Annotated in this window: 17 protein-coding genes; 11 read left to right on the top strand and 6 right to left on the bottom strand. The window is 65.0% G+C overall.

Going from position 1 to position 15,793, the window contains the following annotated elements:
* Positions 1 to 4 precede the first annotated feature (4 nt).
* From BM190_RS24155 to BM190_RS24130, 6 genes are all read left to right on the top strand, one after another.
* On the top strand, positions 5 to 955 hold the full coding sequence (locus tag BM190_RS24155; RefSeq protein ID WP_092259722.1) for an ABC transporter permease: 951 nt from the start codon (positions 5 to 7) through the stop codon (positions 953 to 955).
* Positions 942 to 1,814: an ABC transporter permease gene (locus BM190_RS24150; protein ID WP_092259721.1), complete on the top strand. Its 873-nt coding sequence runs from the start codon at positions 942 to 944 to the stop codon at positions 1,812 to 1,814. Before BM190_RS24155 ends, BM190_RS24150 begins: the two co-directional genes overlap by 14 nt.
* Complete coding sequence (locus BM190_RS24145; protein WP_092259719.1) at positions 1,811 to 2,803, top strand: ABC transporter ATP-binding protein; 993 nt, start codon at positions 1,811 to 1,813, stop codon at positions 2,801 to 2,803. The genes BM190_RS24150 and BM190_RS24145 overlap by 4 nt, the downstream gene beginning before the upstream one ends.
* A complete protein-coding gene (locus BM190_RS24140) occupies positions 2,800 to 3,771 on the top strand; it encodes an ABC transporter ATP-binding protein (protein WP_092259716.1) in 972 nt (323 codons plus the stop codon). Before BM190_RS24145 ends, BM190_RS24140 begins: the two co-directional genes overlap by 4 nt.
* 75 nt (positions 3,772 to 3,846) lie before the next feature.
* Positions 3,847 to 4,914, top strand: coding sequence for an alcohol dehydrogenase (locus BM190_RS24135; protein WP_092259714.1), 1,068 nt, complete (start codon positions 3,847 to 3,849; stop codon positions 4,912 to 4,914).
* A gap of 129 nt (positions 4,915 to 5,043) precedes the next feature.
* Entirely contained in the window at positions 5,044 to 6,123 is a 1,080-nt protein-coding gene (locus BM190_RS24130; protein ID WP_092259712.1) for an isocitrate/isopropylmalate dehydrogenase family protein, read from the top strand.
* A 66-nt stretch (positions 6,124 to 6,189) separates the two neighbouring features.
* Here the strand turns inward: BM190_RS24130 and BM190_RS24125 are convergent, their stop codons facing one another.
* The 4 genes from BM190_RS24125 to BM190_RS24110 form a co-directional block, all read right to left on the bottom strand.
* On the bottom strand, positions 6,190 to 6,477 hold the full coding sequence (locus tag BM190_RS24125; RefSeq protein ID WP_092259710.1) for a hypothetical protein: 288 nt from the start codon (positions 6,475 to 6,477) through the stop codon (positions 6,190 to 6,192).
* A gap of 103 nt (positions 6,478 to 6,580) precedes the next feature.
* Complete coding sequence (locus BM190_RS24120) at positions 6,581 to 7,402, bottom strand: enoyl-CoA hydratase (protein ID WP_092259965.1); 822 nt, start codon at positions 7,400 to 7,402, stop codon at positions 6,581 to 6,583.
* 272 nt (positions 7,403 to 7,674) lie between these two features.
* Entirely contained in the window at positions 7,675 to 8,046 is a 372-nt protein-coding gene (locus BM190_RS24115; protein ID WP_020608151.1) for a helix-turn-helix domain-containing protein, read from the bottom strand.
* 29 nt (positions 8,047 to 8,075) lie between these two features.
* Positions 8,076 to 9,125 (bottom strand): LysR family transcriptional regulator, encoded by a 1,050-nt coding sequence (locus BM190_RS24110; protein WP_092259708.1) that lies wholly within the window; start codon positions 9,123 to 9,125, stop codon positions 8,076 to 8,078.
* 481 nt (positions 9,126 to 9,606) lie between these two features.
* On the opposite strand from BM190_RS24110, the gene BM190_RS24100 reads away from it, so the two are divergent.
* Together BM190_RS24100 and BM190_RS24095 are read left to right on the top strand one after the other, a co-directional pair.
* A complete protein-coding gene (locus tag BM190_RS24100; protein ID WP_018322768.1) occupies positions 9,607 to 9,873 on the top strand; it encodes a hypothetical protein in 267 nt (88 codons plus the stop codon).
* A 206-nt stretch (positions 9,874 to 10,079) separates the two neighbouring features.
* Positions 10,080 to 10,811, top strand: coding sequence for a cytochrome c biogenesis CcdA family protein (locus BM190_RS24095; protein WP_092259704.1), 732 nt, complete (start codon positions 10,080 to 10,082; stop codon positions 10,809 to 10,811).
* 31 nt (positions 10,812 to 10,842) lie between these two features.
* On the opposite strand, the gene BM190_RS24090 is transcribed toward BM190_RS24095, so the two are convergent.
* Both BM190_RS24090 and BM190_RS24085 read right to left on the bottom strand, forming a co-directional pair.
* Positions 10,843 to 12,060 carry a 3-hydroxybenzoate 6-monooxygenase gene (locus BM190_RS24090; RefSeq protein ID WP_092259702.1) on the bottom strand — a complete coding sequence of 406 codons (1,218 nt, stop codon included), beginning with the start codon at positions 12,058 to 12,060 and terminating at the stop codon, positions 10,843 to 10,845.
* A gap of 18 nt (positions 12,061 to 12,078) precedes the next feature.
* Positions 12,079 to 12,633 carry a MarR family winged helix-turn-helix transcriptional regulator gene (locus BM190_RS24085; protein ID WP_177237259.1) on the bottom strand — a complete coding sequence of 185 codons (555 nt, stop codon included), beginning with the start codon at positions 12,631 to 12,633 and terminating at the stop codon, positions 12,079 to 12,081.
* Positions 12,634 to 12,810: 177 nt separating this feature from the next.
* Between BM190_RS24085 and BM190_RS24080 the strand changes: the two genes are divergently transcribed.
* The 3 genes from BM190_RS24080 (at position 12,811) to BM190_RS24070 (ending at position 15,757) form a co-directional block, all read left to right on the top strand.
* Positions 12,811 to 13,878 (top strand): amidohydrolase family protein, encoded by a 1,068-nt coding sequence (locus BM190_RS24080; RefSeq protein WP_092259698.1) that lies wholly within the window; start codon positions 12,811 to 12,813, stop codon positions 13,876 to 13,878.
* Positions 13,847 to 15,205, top strand: a complete 1,359-nt coding sequence (locus tag BM190_RS24075) for an MFS transporter (RefSeq protein WP_092259696.1) — start codon at positions 13,847 to 13,849, stop codon at positions 15,203 to 15,205. The genes BM190_RS24080 and BM190_RS24075 overlap by 32 nt, the downstream gene beginning before the upstream one ends.
* Positions 15,206 to 15,292: 87 nt before the next feature.
* On the top strand, positions 15,293 to 15,757 hold the full coding sequence (locus BM190_RS24070; RefSeq protein WP_092259694.1) for a DoxX family protein: 465 nt from the start codon (positions 15,293 to 15,295) through the stop codon (positions 15,755 to 15,757).
* Positions 15,758 to 15,793: the final 36 nt, after the last annotated feature.

The raw sequence follows: 15,793 nt of genomic DNA, 5'->3' as shown, positions 1-15,793 counted from the left end.
CGCGATGCTGAACTTCGTCGTTCGGCGGCTGCTTGCCATGCTGCCGGTGCTGCTCGCCGTCTCGCTGCTGACATTCCTGATCGCCTCGCTGCTGCCGGGTGATCTCGCTCTCGTCATCCTCGGCGATCAGGCGACGCCGGAGAATGTCGCGGCGCTACGCCGGGACATGGGGCTCGACCAGCCGCTGTGGTGGCGTTACCTGAGCTGGCTCGGTCACGTCTTGCAGGGCGATCTCGGCCGCTCGTTCCGTACCGGGCAGACGGTGCTTCAGGCGGTCGCCGAGCGCATTCCGGTTTCACTTCAATTGATGCTGATGGCTGAGTTCATAGGCCTCTTGATCGGCGTTCCCGTCGCGATCGCCTGCGCCGCGCGCGCCGGCGGCGCCTTCGACCGCGTCATGACCGGCAGTGCGTTTGCGATGCTGTCGATGCCGTCCTTCCTGGTGGCGATCCTCTTGATCTATCTGTTCGCGGTCGAACTGCACTGGCTGCCGGCGACGGGCTATGTGCCGTTCACCGAAGCGCCGCTGGCGAATTTACGCTTCTTCGTGCTGCCGGCACTGACGCTGGCACTGGCGGAATGGCCTGGAATCATGCGGGTGCTACGCTCCGACATGATCGCGACCCTGCAGGAGGATTATATCGCGCTCGCCAAGGCCAAGGGTCTCAAGCCCGCGCGTATCCTGTTCGTGCATGCGCTCAAGCCCTCGTCGCTGACGCTGGTGACGGTCACAGGCATCAATATCGGCCGCCTGCTCGGCGGCACGCTGATCGTGGAATCGATCTTCGCGCTACCGGGCATCGGCCGGCTTCTAGTCGGGGCGATCTACACCCGCGATCTCGTCATCCTCCAGGGCGTGGTGCTGCTGGTCGCCTGCGGCTTCGTCATCGTGAATTTCATCGTCGACATGCTCTACGCCGTGCTCGACCCCAGGATCCGCCATGGCCACGCTTGAGCTCTCGATGCAGGACGAGGCGGTGCCCGTGCCGGTCGGCCGCAAGCGCAGGCTCGGCCTGTTGTTCTGGATCGCGAGTGCCTGGCTCGCGATCATCCTGACGCTCGCGATCCTCGCGCCGGTGCTGCCGCTGCAGAACCCTGTAGATATGGACATGCTGGAGCGCCGTGCGGCGTTCTCTTCCGAGCACTGGCTCGGCACCGATGGGCTCGGCCGCGACGAACTCTCCCGCCTGATTTTCGGGGCGCGGGTGTCGCTGACTGTCGGGCTGATCGCGCCGATGATCGGCCTTACGCTCGGCGGCGCGCTCGGCCTGCTCGCCGGCTATTTCCGCGGCCGGTTCGAGACATTGGTGGTGGGCAGCATGGACGTGCTGCTCGCTTTTCCGCCGCTGATCTTCGCGCTCGCGGTGACCGCCTATCTCGGCCAGTCCGTCCCCAACCTCACCTTGATTCTCGGTGTGCTCGGCATTCCCGCGTTTATGCGCGTGGCGCGCGCGGCGACGCTGAGCTTGGCTCGCCGCGAATTCGTGATCGCGGCCGAGGCGCTAGGTGCCAGCCATGCGCGCATCCTGCTGCGCGAGCTGTTGCCGAACGTGATCCTGCCGCTGCTTGCCTTCTTCCTGCTCGGCGTCGCCGTCACCATCGTGGTCGAGGGGGCGCTGTCCTTCCTCGGTCTCGGCGTGCCACCGCCGATGGCGAGCTGGGGCAGCATGATCGGCGAGGGGCGCGACAGCCTCGACGTCGCGCCGCGGCTTGCGTTCCTGCCCGCGGCCGGATTGTTCCTCACCGTGCTGGCCTTCAATCTGGTCGGCGACACCTTGCGGGCACTGACCGACCCGCGTCAGGGGGCGCTGTGAGCGCTGCGCTGCTGACCATCGAGGACGTTGCAGTCGAGCTACCGACGCCGCGCGGTAATCTGCGCGCCGTGGATCATGTCGACCTGTCGCTGGAGGCGGGCCGCACGCTCGGCATCGTCGGCGAGTCCGGCTGCGGCAAGACCATGCTGTCGCGCGCGGTGCTTCAACTGCTGCCGAAAAAAGCAAGGCTCACGGGACGCGTGATGTTCGACGGCCAGGACCTGGTGCGACTCGATGCGGAACGCTTGCGTCGCTTGCGCGGGCGCGATCTGGCAGTCGTGTTCCAGGACCCCATGACCTCGCTCAACCCGGTGCTGACCATCGGCACGCAGCTGATGGAGACGATCCAGGAGCATCTCGAGCTTGACGTCTCCGCGGCGCGGAAGCGCAGCATCGAGCTGCTGGCGGCTGTCGGTATTCCGGCGCCGGAGCAGCGGCTCGCGCAATATCCGCATCAATGTTCCGGCGGCATGCGCCAGCGCATTGCGATTGCGATCGCGCTGTCCTGCGAGCCGAAGCTCTTGATTGCGGACGAGCCGACCACGGCGCTCGACGTCACCATCCAGGCGCAGATCCTCGATCTGCTCGCGCGCGAGCAGCGCCGCCGCCACATGGCGATGATCATCATCACCCACGATCTCGGCGTTGTCGCGGGCCGCGCCGACGAGGTCGCCGTGATGTATGCGGGCAGGGTGGTGGAGCGCGCGCCGACGCAAGCCTTGTTCAAGCGTATGCACATGCCCTACACCGAAGCGCTGCTGGCGGCGATCCCGAAGCTGGATGCCGCGCCGCATACGCCGCTGCCGGCGATCTCCGGACGTCCGCCCGATCCGACACGACCGCTCAAGGGCTGCTCCTTTGCGCCGCGCTGCCGCTATGCCGCTAGCCGCTGTCATGAGGCCAAGCCCGACCTGAAGAGCGCTGAGAGGCCCGATCATCTCTATGCCTGCTTCCACCCGATCCAGATGGCGGAAGGAATCGGCGCATGATGCAGCTTGCCGCGCGCGTCGAGCCGCTGCTGAACGTCGACAATCTCGTGGTCGAATATGGCCTCGGCAACAAGACGGTGCACGCCGTCTCCGGCGTCAGCCTCCAGGTCGCGCGCGGCGAGACGCTCGGGCTGGTCGGAGAATCCGGCTGCGGCAAGTCGACGCTGGGGCGCGCCGTGCTGCAATTGCGTCGCGCCAAATCCGGCCGGGTGCTGTTCGACGGCGAGGACCTGACCGCGATGGAGGGCGAGGCGCTGCGCAAGATGCGACGCCGCGTGCAACTGATTTTCCAGGATCCGATCGCCTCGCTCAATCCGCGCCGTCGCATCGGCGACATCGTGGCCGAACCGCTGATCATCGCCGGCGTCAGGGATGCCGCCGAGCGCAAGCGTAGGGTTTACGAGGTGCTCTCTGCGGTCGGGCTCGATCCTGATCTCGTCGCGGGCCGCCTGCCGCATGAGTTCTCCGGCGGGCAGTGCCAGCGCATCTGTATCGCGCGATCGCTGGTGCTCAACCCCGAGTTCATTGTCTGCGACGAGCCGGTCTCGGCGCTGGACGTCTCCATCCGTGCGCAAATCCTCAATTTGCTGGAGGAGATGAAAGCGCGCTTCGGCCTGACGCTGTTGTTCATCGCGCATGATCTCGCGGTGGTCAAAGCGGTCAGCGACCGCGTTGCGGTGATGTATCTCGGCCGGCTCTGCGAGGTCGGTCCGTCGGAGCAATTGTTTGCAAATCCGGCGCATCCCTATACCGGGCTCTTGTTGCAGGCGATCCCGGTGCCCGATCCGGATATGCGTCCCGCCGGGAGTGTGGCAGCGGGTGAGCCACCATCGCCGATTGCGCCGCCGTCCGGCTGCCGCTTCCGAACCCGTTGCCCGCGGGCCGACCAGCGATGCAGCGCTGAGATACCGGAGTTGCGCGAAATCGCACCCGGCCAGTTCGCGGCTTGCCATCATCCGCTGGCCTGAACTAAGACCGGTTTGTCTCGCCTTGCCGGCCATGGCATGGTGGCGCGGCGACAAGAAGAATGCGGGAGGACGCCGATGAAGAGTTTCAAGGTTGCCGATTTCAAGGCGCCGCTGCAGGAGTTCGACGAGGCGCCGCCGCAGCCGTCGGGCACGCAGGTGCTGATCAAGGTGAAGGCCGCCGGCGTCTGCCACAGCGACCTCCACATCTGGGAGGGCGGCTACGATCTCGGCCACGGCCGCAAGCCGCTGTCGCTGAAGGACCGCGGCATCAACCTGCCGCTGACCATGGGTCACGAGACGGTCGGCGAAATCCTGGCCTTCGGCCCCGACGTGAAACCGACCGACCAGGGCGACCTCAAGCTCGGCGAAGTCGGCCTGGTCTATCCCTGGATCGGCTGCGGCAAATGCGCGACGTGCCTGGCCGGTGACGAGAACATGTGCCTGACGCCGCGCTCGCTCGGCGTCTATTGCGACGGCGGCTATTCCGATCACATGCTGGTGCCGCATCCGCGCTACCTGCTCAATCTGAGAGGGCTCGACCCGGCGACGACCGCGCCCTATGCCTGCTCGGGCGTCACCACCTACAGCGCGCTCAAGAAGGTCGAGCAGCATTTCGACACCCCGATCGTGATGTTCGGCGCGGGCGGGCTTGGCCTGATGGCGCTGTCGCTGCTGAAGGCGATGGGCGGCAAGGGCGCGATCATGGTCGATATCGATGCCAGGAAGCGCGAGGCGGCGGAGAAGGCCGGCGCGCTCGCCACCGTCGACCCCAAGGCGCCGGATGCGCTGGAGCAGCTTGCCAAGAAGGCGGGCGGGCCGATCCGCGCCGTGATCGACCTCGTCGGCAATGCCGCGACGACGCAGCTTGGATTCGACTGCCTGACCAAGGGCGGCAAGCTCGTGATCGTTGGCCTGTTCGGCGGCGGGGCGACCTGGGCGCTGCCCCTGATTCCGATCAAGGCAGTGACGATTCAGGGCAGCTATGTCGGAAACCTGCGCGAGACGCAGGAATTGCTCGATCTCGTCCGCACCAAGAAGGTGCCGCCGATCCCGGTGACGACGGCACCGCTCGCCAAGGCCAACGACGCGCTGGTGCAATTGCAGCAGGGCGCGGTGGTCGGGCGCACAGTGCTGACGCCGTAGTGAACACTCTCTCCTCCGTCATTGAGCGAAGCGACGAAGCAATCCAGACTGCCTCTGCGGATGGATTTCTGGATTGCTTCGCTTCGCTCGCAGTGACGACTTGGCTAGCTCCTTTCCTTGAGGCCCTAAATGTCCGCAAACAACGCCTTCCACATTGCCGTGCTCGCCGGTGACGGCATCGGTCCCGAAGTCATGGCGCCGGCCCTCGAGGTGCTGCGCAAGATCGAGCAGAAATCGGATTTGCGCTTTCGCTTCACCGAGGCACCCGCCGGCGCCAACAATTATCGTGCCACCGGCAAGTCGATGCCTGACTCGACCATCAAGCTGTGCGAGGAGGCGGACGCAATCCTGCTCGGCGCCTGCGGCCTGCCGTCGGTGCGCTACCCCGACAATACCGAGATCGCGCCGCAGATCGAGCTGCGCTTCATCTTCGATCTCTATGCCGGCGTGCGGCCGGCGCGCCTCATTCCGGGCGTGCCGAGCCCGATCATCGGCGCTGATGCGCGCGGCATCGATCTCGTCGTGATCCGCGAATCCACCGAAGGCCTGTTCGCCTCGATGGGCAAGGGTGTCGTCACCCATGAGGACGCGCGCGAGACCATGGTGATCACGCGCAGGACATCAGAGCGCCTGTTCGACTTCTCGTTCCGCCTCGCCGAGCGGCGCAAGGCGCGCGGCAAGCCCGGCGCGCTTGCCTGCGTCGACAAGGCGAACGTGTTCAAGGCGTTCGCGTTCTTTCGCGGCATTTTCGACGAGATCGCCAAGAAGCATCCCGAGGTGAAGACCGACCGGCTCTATGTCGACGCCTGCTCGGCGATGCTGGTGAAGCGTCCCTGGGATTTCGACGTGATGGTGATGGAGAACATGTTCGGCGACATCGTCTCCGACATCACCGCGAGCTTGATCGGCGGCCTCGGCATGGCGCCGTCGGCCGACATCGGCGACAAATACGCCGTGTTCCAGCCCTGCCACGGCACCGCGCCCGACATCATGGGGCAGGGCAAGGCCAATCCCACCGGCATGATCCTGTCGGCGGCGATGATGCTGGACTGGCTCGCCGACAAGCACGGCGTCGAGAGCGCGGCGGAAGCCGGCGAGACAATCGAGCGTGCAGTGGATCAGATCTATGCCGGCGGCATCAAGCCGATGGAGTTCGGCGGCAACAACGGCACCGCCGATATCACGAAGGCGGTGCTAGGGGCGCTCTGAGAAGCAGCCGAGTCGCGGCGCCAGTTCATCACAAAAGAAAAAGGGGCCTCGCGGCCCCTTTGTCGTTCACCAGCGGCGCCAATGATGGTGGCGATGGCCCCAGCCCCACGGACGCGGGCCGTAGAAGCGTCGCGGGCCGCCGTAATAGCCGTAGGCGCCGTAATAGTTCGGACGCCAGAAACAGCGGCCCCAGGGGTTGCATACCCAGCGCACCTGATCGACGTCAGCGGCCGGACCGCTTGCAATCCTGTCCGCCTGCGGGATGCCATTCGGCATGGCCGCGAGCGCCTCGCCCGACGCGAGCGTCACACCGCCGATGGCAACCAGAGCAAGAACAGCAGATTTCAGTGTCATCGCGATCTCCCTCGTTGTGACGGGAGAACTTTCGTCAGATCAACTGGTTGCAACCGCCCGGAGTTGCACGAGGAATTTAATCTTCCTGAACGTCGGTTCAGCTTCAACGCCCCTGGAACTGCGGTTTGCGCTTTTCCATGAAGGCCTGCCGGCCCTCGCGAAAATCCCGGGAATCCATGCAGGCGTTGCCGATCGCCTTGATCGCGTCCATGTCGCGCTGGCTCTCATCCTTCAGCACCTGTGCGATGGTGATCTTGGCGGCCTTGATCGCGAGCGGGGCGTTCTGCGAGATCGTCTCGGCAATCGTCATGGTCTCGCCCCAGAGCTCGTCGACCGGGAACACGCGCTCGATAAGGCCAATGCGCAGCGCTTCGGCGGAATCGATGCGCATGCCCGTGTACATCAGGAGCCGCGCCCAGGACGGGCCGACCAGCGACACCAGGTGGCGGAGGCCGTCAAAGCCATAGGCGATGCCGAGCTTGGCCGCGGGAATGCCGAACTGGCTGCCGTGCGCGGCGATGCGGATGTCGGCGAGCATCGCGACCTGCATGCCGCCGCCGAGGCAAAAACCCTCGATGCAGGCAATCGTCGGCTTGGGATAGTCTGCGAGCAGTGCGCGCTGGGCGGCGCTGCGCCTGGCATATTCCTCAGAGGCCGCCGCGTTGTGCCGGGTCTTCTCGAACTGGCTGATGTCGGCGCCGGAGACGAAGGCCTTACCGCCGGCTCCGCGCAGGACCACGACGCGCACCGTCTCGTCGTCGCGCAAGGCGGTCAGCGCCTCGCCAAATCCCTCCCACATCTCCAGCGACATCGCGTTGCGCTTGTCGGGATTGTTGAAGGTGATCACGCCGACGCCGTCGGTGGTGTGCTGGAAAATCTTGCCGCCCGCGTAGGGGATACCGGTCGTGCTGAATATGTCGGACATCGCGCGCTCGCTCGTCATGTGCGAGGGGCAATGTGCTGCGGTGGCGCTTCCGGGGTCAACCGCGGCAGGGTGGGCGAGTCTGCATCCGCCTGTACCGGGATTGCATGGCGCGTCGTCCCGAGTGTCGCGCGTGCAAAGAAAAGGGGCGGTCGTGCCGCCCCGCAAAGGCCGCGCGCAAGCGCGCGAGCCGGAATATGATCGTTCAATCCGGCCGCGTCCCCGCGACGCGGCGGATTGAAGATCGGCCGTAAAGGCCAGACCGCCGACCGGTCTCAGCTCTCGTTCGCCGCGATCGATTCCATCAGCGAGACCAGCTGACGCTGCACGGTCTGGTCCTTGATCTTGCTGTAGGCGCGCAGCAAGCGGAGGCTGAAGGCCGAATCGAGGAACAGCAGGCTCTCGACTTCGCGCGCCTTGTTGTCACCGTCGTAGAAGAAGGTCACGGGCACGTCGAGGGCGGAAGCGATCTGCTGCAGACGAGCCGCGCCGACGCGATTGACGCCCTTCTCGTATTTCTGGACCTGCTGGAAGCTGACGCCAAGCTTCTCGCCGAGCTCGGCCTGCGAGATCTTCATCTCGACGCGCCGCAGACGAATCCGCTTGCCAAGCTCGATGTCCGGCTTGCCAGCGCTGCGCTGCTTCATTCTTTTCGCCGCTGCTTTCATCTTCGTTTTCACCTTTGTTCTTCGGTTGAAAATCCCCCGAAGAGCTGGGTCAGGGGTTCGCCCATATACGAGTCCTTGAATTCATGCGGATGCACGAACTCTTCCTTAAACCACGGGAAGCGAGCCGGACTGAAAGCTTCGATCAGCCAATCAATCATGTGCCGCACGCGCGGAATACGGCCGCTACCGGGATGGTAGGACAACCAGATATCCAGCGGTCGGTTCAACTCGACCTCCAGTGGAATCAACTTCCCGCCAAGCGCAATGGCGTAGCTCGGAAAGACGCCGATGCCGGCGCCGTTCGCGACCGCCCAGTAGTTGGCGCTCGAGACGTTGGTCTTCATGACCAGAAGGTCACGTTCCGACACGCCCGGGAAGAAGCTCTCGAAGGATTCCTTGGCGGCAAGCTGGTCGGCGAATTGCAGCACCAGGCGATGCTTGATCAATTCCGCCGCCGTGCGCGGCGCGCCATGCTTCTCGATGTATTTCTCGGAGGCCCAGAACATCAGATGCATGCGGCCGAGCCGCACCAGCTTGATGTCGAGCGCGGAGGGACGCGACAGATGGATGGCGACGTCGGCCTCGTGGCGCGAGACGTCGGCCGAGCGCATCGCGCAATGCAGGTCGACCAGGATCTTCGGATAGGCCTGCTGGAATTCAACCAGGCGCGGGGCGAGCCAGAACGTGCCGAGCCCCTCGGTGACGGCGACGCGCACCTCGCCGGACAGCGCGTTGGCCATCGAATCGCTGGCGCGCAGCACGTCGAAGGTGGCGGCCTCCATGCGCTCGACGGCGGAGACCACCAGCGCGCCTTCATCGGTCAGATGGGTGCCGTGGACGTCACGCGTGAACAGTGTGGTGCCGGTCTGGCGTTCGAAATCGTCGATTCGCCGGCGCACGGCGTTGATCGACAGCGACAGGCGCTCGGCCGCCGATCGGAAACTTCCGGATCGGACGACTTCAAGGAATATGCGGGCGGCATCCCAATCAGAGAGGCCGCTGAGATTTGTTTTTGGGCGTTCCGCCACAGGAACGCCCCTTTCCGCCAAGGAGTGCATACAATTTCCTTCGGGTGGCTAAACTGGCAGAATCTGGCGCAAACCACAACTACTGCGAGTTGGGGGATGATGAGTTTTGAACGTCATCCTTACTACCTCGTGGGTGGTATCTGAATGCTGCCAAGGCTGGGAATCGGGCGGACCATCGCCCGGATGAGGGGTGTGGCGTGAGTTCCGTTGCGAGCCGTGAAATGGCTGCGGGATTGCAGGCGCTGTCCGTAATGAATGTGCTTGCGCGAAAGCCGGCGCCGTCTCCTTCAATGGATCAATCACAGCAGGCCGGGCGTTTGCTCTCGGACTGCTTCGATCGCGGCCAACGGCGCAGCGCGGCGAAGATAGCCAGAACCGCTGTTCCGCGGCAGAAACCCACTGAAATCAGGTTCAGAGGCGCTGTGGCCTCGTGCTATCCTCCGTATTCCATGGGGGCCGAAGGGGTCGTCACCAACACGTCTCGCAGGCCGAATTAACGGAAAGAACGCCGGTGTCGCATTCAGACGAACAATTGCAGTCGGTGCTGGAAACGCTCGAGGGGTGCCGCAGGGTTCTCAACGCGTGCGACAGCCGTGAGTCGGCCGAGCTGCTGTCGATTGTCATCCTCGACGTCAGGATGAAACTCAAAGGAATTGACAGTGCCGAACTCAAGGCACTGTGCGACGAAATGTTGCGGAGCGCTGCGAGCGAGCCGCCGTCCCCTTCCAAGCAGACGCAGGACCAGCCCCGGCGTCCGCTGCTCCGCGTGGTGAAGTAGCCACGCCGCCGAATCTCGCTTTTTGGCGAGGTTTGTGCGCGTCCCGATGCCGCACCTGTGATCGCAGGCGGCATCGGGAGGAGCCCTGGTTTGGTGCGCCTCTGTTGCGCATTCTCCGGCATCGGTTACACCAGAGCCGGTTCGGCTCCTGGCCGCGCGCATTCCCGGCGCGCCGCACCGGTGCCTGAGATGGCTCAGACGGCATCATGCAAAATGTTTCGATCCCGGCGGCGCTGATTGCCGGCCTCGTCAGCTTCCTCTCGCCCTGCGTCCTGCCCCTGGTCCCGCCCTATCTGATCTACCTGACGGGCGCCACGATCGAGCATGTCGAGAGCGACGAGCCGGGCTCGGCCTCCAAGCGCGCGATCATGATGTCGGCGCTCCTGTTCGTGCTCGGCTTCTCCACGGTGTTCGTCGCCCTCGGCGCCAGCGCCTCGCTGATCGGCGGGCTGATCCGTGCCTGGTCGGCGGAGCTGTCGATCCTCGCCGGCATCGTCATCATCATCATGGGCCTGCACTTCCTCGGACTGACGCGCATCGGCCTGTTGATGCGCGAGGGACGGCTGCCGATCCCCAAACCGGTCGGCCTCTGGGGCGCCTATATCATGGGGCTCGCCTTCGCCTTCGGCTGGACGCCCTGCATCGGCCCGATCCTCGCCGCGATCCTGTCGATCGCCGCCGCTGAGGCCACGGTGGCGAAGGGCGCGGGCCTGCTTGCGGTCTATTCGGCCGGTCTCGGCATTCCCTTCCTGATCGCCGCGCTGATGATCGAGCAGTTCTCCGCGCTGTTCGCGCGCATGAAGGGCCATCTCGTCAATGTCGAGCGCGCCATGGGCGTCCTGATGGTGATCACCGGCATCGGCTTTCTCACCGGCGCGGTCTCGAATGTGAGCATCTGGCTGCTGGAGACGTTCCCGGCGCTGCAGACGTTCGGATAGAGCCAAGCCCGGCCGGGTAAGCCACATCGGCTCAGGACTGCGCGACTCGCCGTGCCGCATCTGACGGCCGCTCGGAGAACGGGTCCTCATAGAGCCAGGCGAGATTCTCGCAGAAGCGCTCCAGGCTGGTCTCGCGCATCAGCTGATTGCGCAGCAGCGCATGGACGCCGGCCGGGTGATAGACGTGAGTGCCGAGCTCCCGGGCCTGGAGCTGGACGCGCGCGGTGCGCAGCAGGCGGGCATTCCTGTAGCGATCGAGCGCATGCGCGATGTCGTCCTGCGTCTCGTCGAGCGCATCAGCGAGACAAACCGCGTCCTCCAGCGCCATGCAGGCGCCTTGCGCGAAATATTGCAGCATCGGATGCGCGGCATCGCCCAGCAGAACGACGCGGCCGTCGATCCAGCGTTCGGTGGGATCGCGGTCGCAGGTCACCCACGCCTTCCAGTCCCTTCCGTGATGAATGATCGCCTTTGCGCGCGGATGCACATCCGGAAAACCTGCGAGGACTTCTTCGTGGGTCACGGGCCTCGCCGCGAAGGCCTCGGCGGGGTCGTTGTGGCAGGTGATCGCGAGGTTGAACACCTTCCAGCCCGAAAGCGGGTAGTGCACGAGGTGGCACTTCGCGCCGGCCCACAGCGTCGCCGCGTTCCAGCGCAGATCCTCGGGCATCTGTTCGGTCGGGATGACCGAGCGATAGGTGGTGTGGCCGGCAATGCGCGGCGCGCCGTCGCCGACCATCTGCTGGCGAATGCGGGAGCGAAGCCCGTCCGCGCCGATCAGCAGACACCCGGTGACGCGCTCGCTGGACTTGAGCGCTGCCGAGGCCTCTGTGCCGTTCTGCTCATAGGCGACTACGTCGCAGTCGGTTCGCAGCGTGACATTGGGATGCGCCTCGCAGGCGCGGACGAAGATGCCGTGCAGGTCGCCACGATGGACCACCGCGTAGGGATTGCCGAAGCGCCTACGGAAATAGCTGGCGAGATCGACATGGGTGATCTCCTCCGCCGAGATCGCGTCCATCAGGCGGAGCTTGTCGATGAAGACGGCAATCGCGCGCGCGGCATCGCCGAGCCCGAGACGATCGAAGGCGTGAAATGCGTTGGGACCGAGCTGAATGCCGGCGCCAATCTCCTGGTAGCGCGACGCGCGCTCGAGGACCGTGACCTGGAAACCCTTCTGCGCCAGCGCGATCGCGGCTGCGAGCCCGCCGATGCCGCCGCCTGCAATGATGATGGGATCCTGTCGCATGGCCTCTCCTTGGTTTCCCTATTTTCTAGATGTCCTGCCGCGCGGCTGGCTCGTCCTGGCTTTCGCCTCGGGCCGCTCGTCGCGGATTTCTTTCGGCCGCGCGGGCGGCGGGACCTTGATCGATCCGGCTTCGACTTCCTGCTCGAGCCGGTCGATGTTCTTGTAGAGCTCGACCAGCACGCGCTTGAGCTCCGCCGCTTCCTTGGCGGACATGCTGCCGGTGACGACTTCTTCATAATAGGCGGCGAGCGGCATCAGCCTTCCCGCCAACTCGGTGCCCTTGGGCGTCAGGACGACCTGGAGGCTGCGCTGGTCGTTTTCGGGACGGTCGCGCGTCAACAGGCCCGCACGGCTCATCTCCGCGACGATGCGCGACAAGGTAGACACGTCGGCCGATGTCAGCTCGGCGATTTCGCCGAGACGCAGCGGGTGACCCTGCTCGGATAGAGCGGCCAGCACGCGGTACATCGGAAGCGTCAACTTCTCGTGACGGATCACGCGCGCGAAGAGGTCGCCCATGCGCACGCCCAGCCGGGCGAGCAGATAGGGAAGCGAATTCGAAAATCGGTACATGAGTTTAGGTCCGGGCTTGGGTCCTGGCGGGAGAGCTACGCCCGGAATAAGCGTCAACCTTCGCATGTGCAATATTTGCATATCAATCATTTGCAAATACAACTTTCTCATTGACAAGTATCTGGATCAGGCGCTTTGCTTTGTCAACGCCGAAAGCGGAGCCGAAGGAACGACGCCATGCAGGGAAAGATTGCGCTCGAGGAGCATTTCGCGATGGACGAGACCGTCCAGGACAGCGCGGGCTTCGCGCCGACCGAGGACTGGGTCGAGCTGAAGGCCCGGCTGCTCGACATCCACGATCGCCGGCTCGCGGAGATGGACGCCCACGGCATCGAGATGATGCTGCTGTCGCTGAACGCGCCCGCCGTGCAGGCCATTCCCGACCGCAACCGGGCGCTGGACCTGTCGCGCCGCGCTAACGACTTTCTGGCGGAGCAGGTCGCAAGACGGCCTGACCGCTTCCGCGGCCTCGCGGCGCTGCCGATGCAGGATCCCGAGGCGGCGGCAAGCGAACTCGATCGCTGCGTCAGCGCGCTTCGCTTTCGCGGCGCGCTCGTCAACGGTTTCAGCGAGCTCGCCGGTGTCGATCAGGCCATCTATTACGATCGCAAGGAGTTCTGGCCGTTCTGGTCGGAGGTCGAGCGTCTCGGCGTTCCCTTCTACCTGCATCCGCGCAATCCGTTGCCGAAGGACGCGGCCATCTACGAGGGGCATCGCTGGCTGCTCGGCCCAACCTGGGCGTTCGGGCAGGAGACCGCGGTGCATGCGTTGCGCCTGATGGGATCCGGCCTGTTCGACGCGCACCCGCGGCTCCAGATCATCCTCGGCCACATGGGGGAGGGGTTGCCCTATTCGATGTGGCGCGTCGATAACCACAACAAGTGGATGCGGGCGCAGAACGTCTATCCCGCACGGCGCAAGATCGCCGACTACTTCAGGGAAAATTTCTACATCACCACGTCGGGCAATTTCCGCACCCAGGCGCTGATCGACGCGATGCTCGAAATCGGCGCCGACCGCATCCTCTTCTCCGCCGACTGGCCATTCGAGAACATCGGCCACGCCGCCGACTGGTTTGACACGGCTGCCATCTCCGAAGGCGACCGCATCAAGATCGGCCGCGACAACGCGTGCGCCCTGTTCGGGCTCGGCAAGGCCTCAATTCAATCTGCCGCAGAGCAGAGCAATTCATCAATTTCCATGGAGGAACCCCGTGAGCATCTCGTCCGAAATCGACGTGCATGAGGAATTGTCCGCCGCTCCGATCGGCCCGTTCCACAAGCTGCTCGGCATTCTCATCACGCTCATCACGCTGTTCGACGGCTATGACACCTTCAATCCGGCCTATGTCATCCATTACGTGGTCCAGCCCTGGGGGCTCGCACCAAGCCAGGCGGGGTTTTTGGTAAGCTCGGGTCTCGTCGGATTCCTGTTCGGCGCAATCGGACACGGTAGCGTGGCGGATCGCTTCGGCCGGCGCGGCACGCTGCTCGCGGGCTTGTGGATCGTCAACGTCTTCACGCTGCTGACTGCCGTGCTGGCGAACGATTTTTGGAGCTACTGCGCCCTCCGCTTCGTCACCGGGCTCGGCCTCGGCGTGCTGTTGCCGCTCGGCACGACCTTCATCAACGAGCTTGCGCCGAAGCGTGTCAGCAACACGTTCTCGCTCTGGGGCGTGACGCTGGGCTGGTCGCTCGGCGGCGTCTGCGCCGGTCTCGTCGGCGTTTTCCTGACGCCGCAACACGGCTGGCAGATCCTCTATTATGTTGGCGCGTTGTCGATCCCGCTGACCTTCGTGGCGCACGCCGTCCTGCCCGAAAGCCCGCAATTTCTGGCCTCGAGGTCGCGGGTCCCGGAGCTGCGCGCGCTGCTTGCGCGATTGCGGCCGGAGCGGGCGTCCGTCTACCAGACTGCGACATTCGCCGCGGCCGGCGGCGGGACGCCGCAGAGCACGATCGGTGCCTTGCTCGGTCCGCGCTATCGCCGCGTCTCGCTGACCATCTGGGTCACGGCGTTCCTCAGCCTGTTCGCGATCTTCGGTCTCACCAGCTGGATTCCGACGGTGATGCTGAAGCGCGGCGAGACCTTTGCCGCCTCGTTCGGCTTCGGGGCCCTGATGCAGGCGATGTCCTTCATCGGCGGTCTCACGCTGGCCATGCTGGCCGACCGCAATTTTACGCTGACGCCGCGCTATCTGGCGACATGGTGGCTGAGCGGCGGGATCGCGGTGCTGGCGCTCGTCTTCGTCAGCGGCCACGGCGTCAATCTCGCCATCGTCGCAATTGCCGGCTTCTGCATCATCGGCGCGCAGCACGTCCTCAACAATTTCACCGCCGGCTCGTACGAAACCTGCTTCCGCGCCAGCGGCGTCGGGATGGAGCTCGGCATCGGCCGTGTCGGAGCGATCCTCGGCCCCTATGTCATCGGTCTCCTCCAGCAAGCCACCGGCGGTCCGGATGCCGTGTTCTGGGCGATCGGCGGAGCGTCGATCGTCGGCGCGCTGGCGATCGGATCGCTTGGTCTTGCCGCTGCAACGCGCCTGCCGACGGCCGATGTCGCCGCCGCGGAGTGACGAGGCGCGTTGATCCATCCATGGGGGTGATGTGGATCATCCCTCCGCTTTCCCCGACGAAAACTAAAAACTAGAAGGAGATCCCGAATGCCGATATCCACTCGTTCCACTGACGCCGCAGGCCAGTTCGATGCCTGGGTGCTCCTGTTCGCGCGCGTCGCGATCGCGCCGCTGTTTCTCTACAGCGGCGTCGGAAAGGTGCTGGCATTTGCCGTGACCGCCGGCAGGCTTCCGGGAGGAGCGGATGGGTTAGGGGCCGTTCTCGCCGCGGGCGCGATTGCGGTCGAGCTCGGAGGCGGCATGGCCCTGCTGCTTGGGCTGTTCGCGCGCCAGGCGGCGATGGCTCTGATTCCGTTCACCGTCGCCGCGACGCTGATGTTCCACAATTTCTGGGCCGTGCCGGAAGCCGCGGTCGTCATGCAGACCATCAACTTCCTGAAGAATCTCGGCCTGCTCGGCGCCCTTGCTCTCATCGCCTGCTATGGACCCGGCGCTTATGCCGTACAGGCCGCCATGAAGGCCGATCCCAGGGGGGCTCCCCGGCTCTCGTGATGGTCTGCCAGGCTTGCCGCGGGAGTTCTGCTCTCC

The organism is Bradyrhizobium sp. Rc3b (assembly GCF_900114915.1).
Classification (GTDB): Bacteria; Pseudomonadota; Alphaproteobacteria; order Rhizobiales; family Xanthobacteraceae; genus Bradyrhizobium.
The sequence above is the reverse complement of the archived record's forward strand: the minus strand, read 5'-3'. Positions and strand labels throughout refer to the sequence as shown.

Excerpts from the sequence above, each read along its gene's own strand:
- BM190_RS24155 (WP_092259722.1), top strand. The coding sequence starts at position 5 with ATGCTGAACTTCGTCGTTCGGCGGCTGCTTGCCATGCTGCCGGTGCTG.
- BM190_RS24150 (WP_092259721.1), top strand. The coding sequence starts at position 942 with ATGGCCACGCTTGAGCTCTCGATGCAGGACGAGGCGGTGCCCGTGCCG.
- BM190_RS24140 (WP_092259716.1), top strand. The coding sequence starts at position 2,800 with ATGATGCAGCTTGCCGCGCGCGTCGAGCCGCTGCTGAACGTCGACAAT.
- BM190_RS24135 (WP_092259714.1), top strand. The coding sequence starts at position 3,847 with ATGAAGAGTTTCAAGGTTGCCGATTTCAAGGCGCCGCTGCAGGAGTTC.
- BM190_RS24130 (WP_092259712.1), top strand. The coding sequence starts at position 5,044 with ATGTCCGCAAACAACGCCTTCCACATTGCCGTGCTCGCCGGTGACGGC.
- BM190_RS24125 (WP_092259710.1), bottom strand. The coding sequence starts at position 6,477 with ATGACACTGAAATCTGCTGTTCTTGCTCTGGTTGCCATCGGCGGTGTG.
- BM190_RS24120 (WP_092259965.1), bottom strand. The coding sequence starts at position 7,402 with ATGTCCGACATATTCAGCACGACCGGTATCCCCTACGCGGGCGGCAAG.
- BM190_RS24115 (WP_020608151.1), bottom strand. The coding sequence starts at position 8,046 with ATGAAGCAGCGCAGCGCTGGCAAGCCGGACATCGAGCTTGGCAAGCGG.
- BM190_RS24110 (WP_092259708.1), bottom strand. The coding sequence starts at position 9,125 with ATGCACTCCTTGGCGGAAAGGGGCGTTCCTGTGGCGGAACGCCCAAAA.
- BM190_RS24095 (WP_092259704.1), top strand. The coding sequence starts at position 10,080 with ATGCAAAATGTTTCGATCCCGGCGGCGCTGATTGCCGGCCTCGTCAGC.
- BM190_RS24090 (WP_092259702.1), bottom strand. The coding sequence starts at position 12,060 with ATGCGACAGGATCCCATCATCATTGCAGGCGGCGGCATCGGCGGGCTC.
- BM190_RS24085 (WP_177237259.1), bottom strand. The coding sequence starts at position 12,633 with ATGTACCGATTTTCGAATTCGCTTCCCTATCTGCTCGCCCGGCTGGGC.
- BM190_RS24080 (WP_092259698.1), top strand. The coding sequence starts at position 12,811 with ATGCAGGGAAAGATTGCGCTCGAGGAGCATTTCGCGATGGACGAGACC.
- BM190_RS24070 (WP_092259694.1), top strand. The coding sequence starts at position 15,293 with ATGCCGATATCCACTCGTTCCACTGACGCCGCAGGCCAGTTCGATGCC.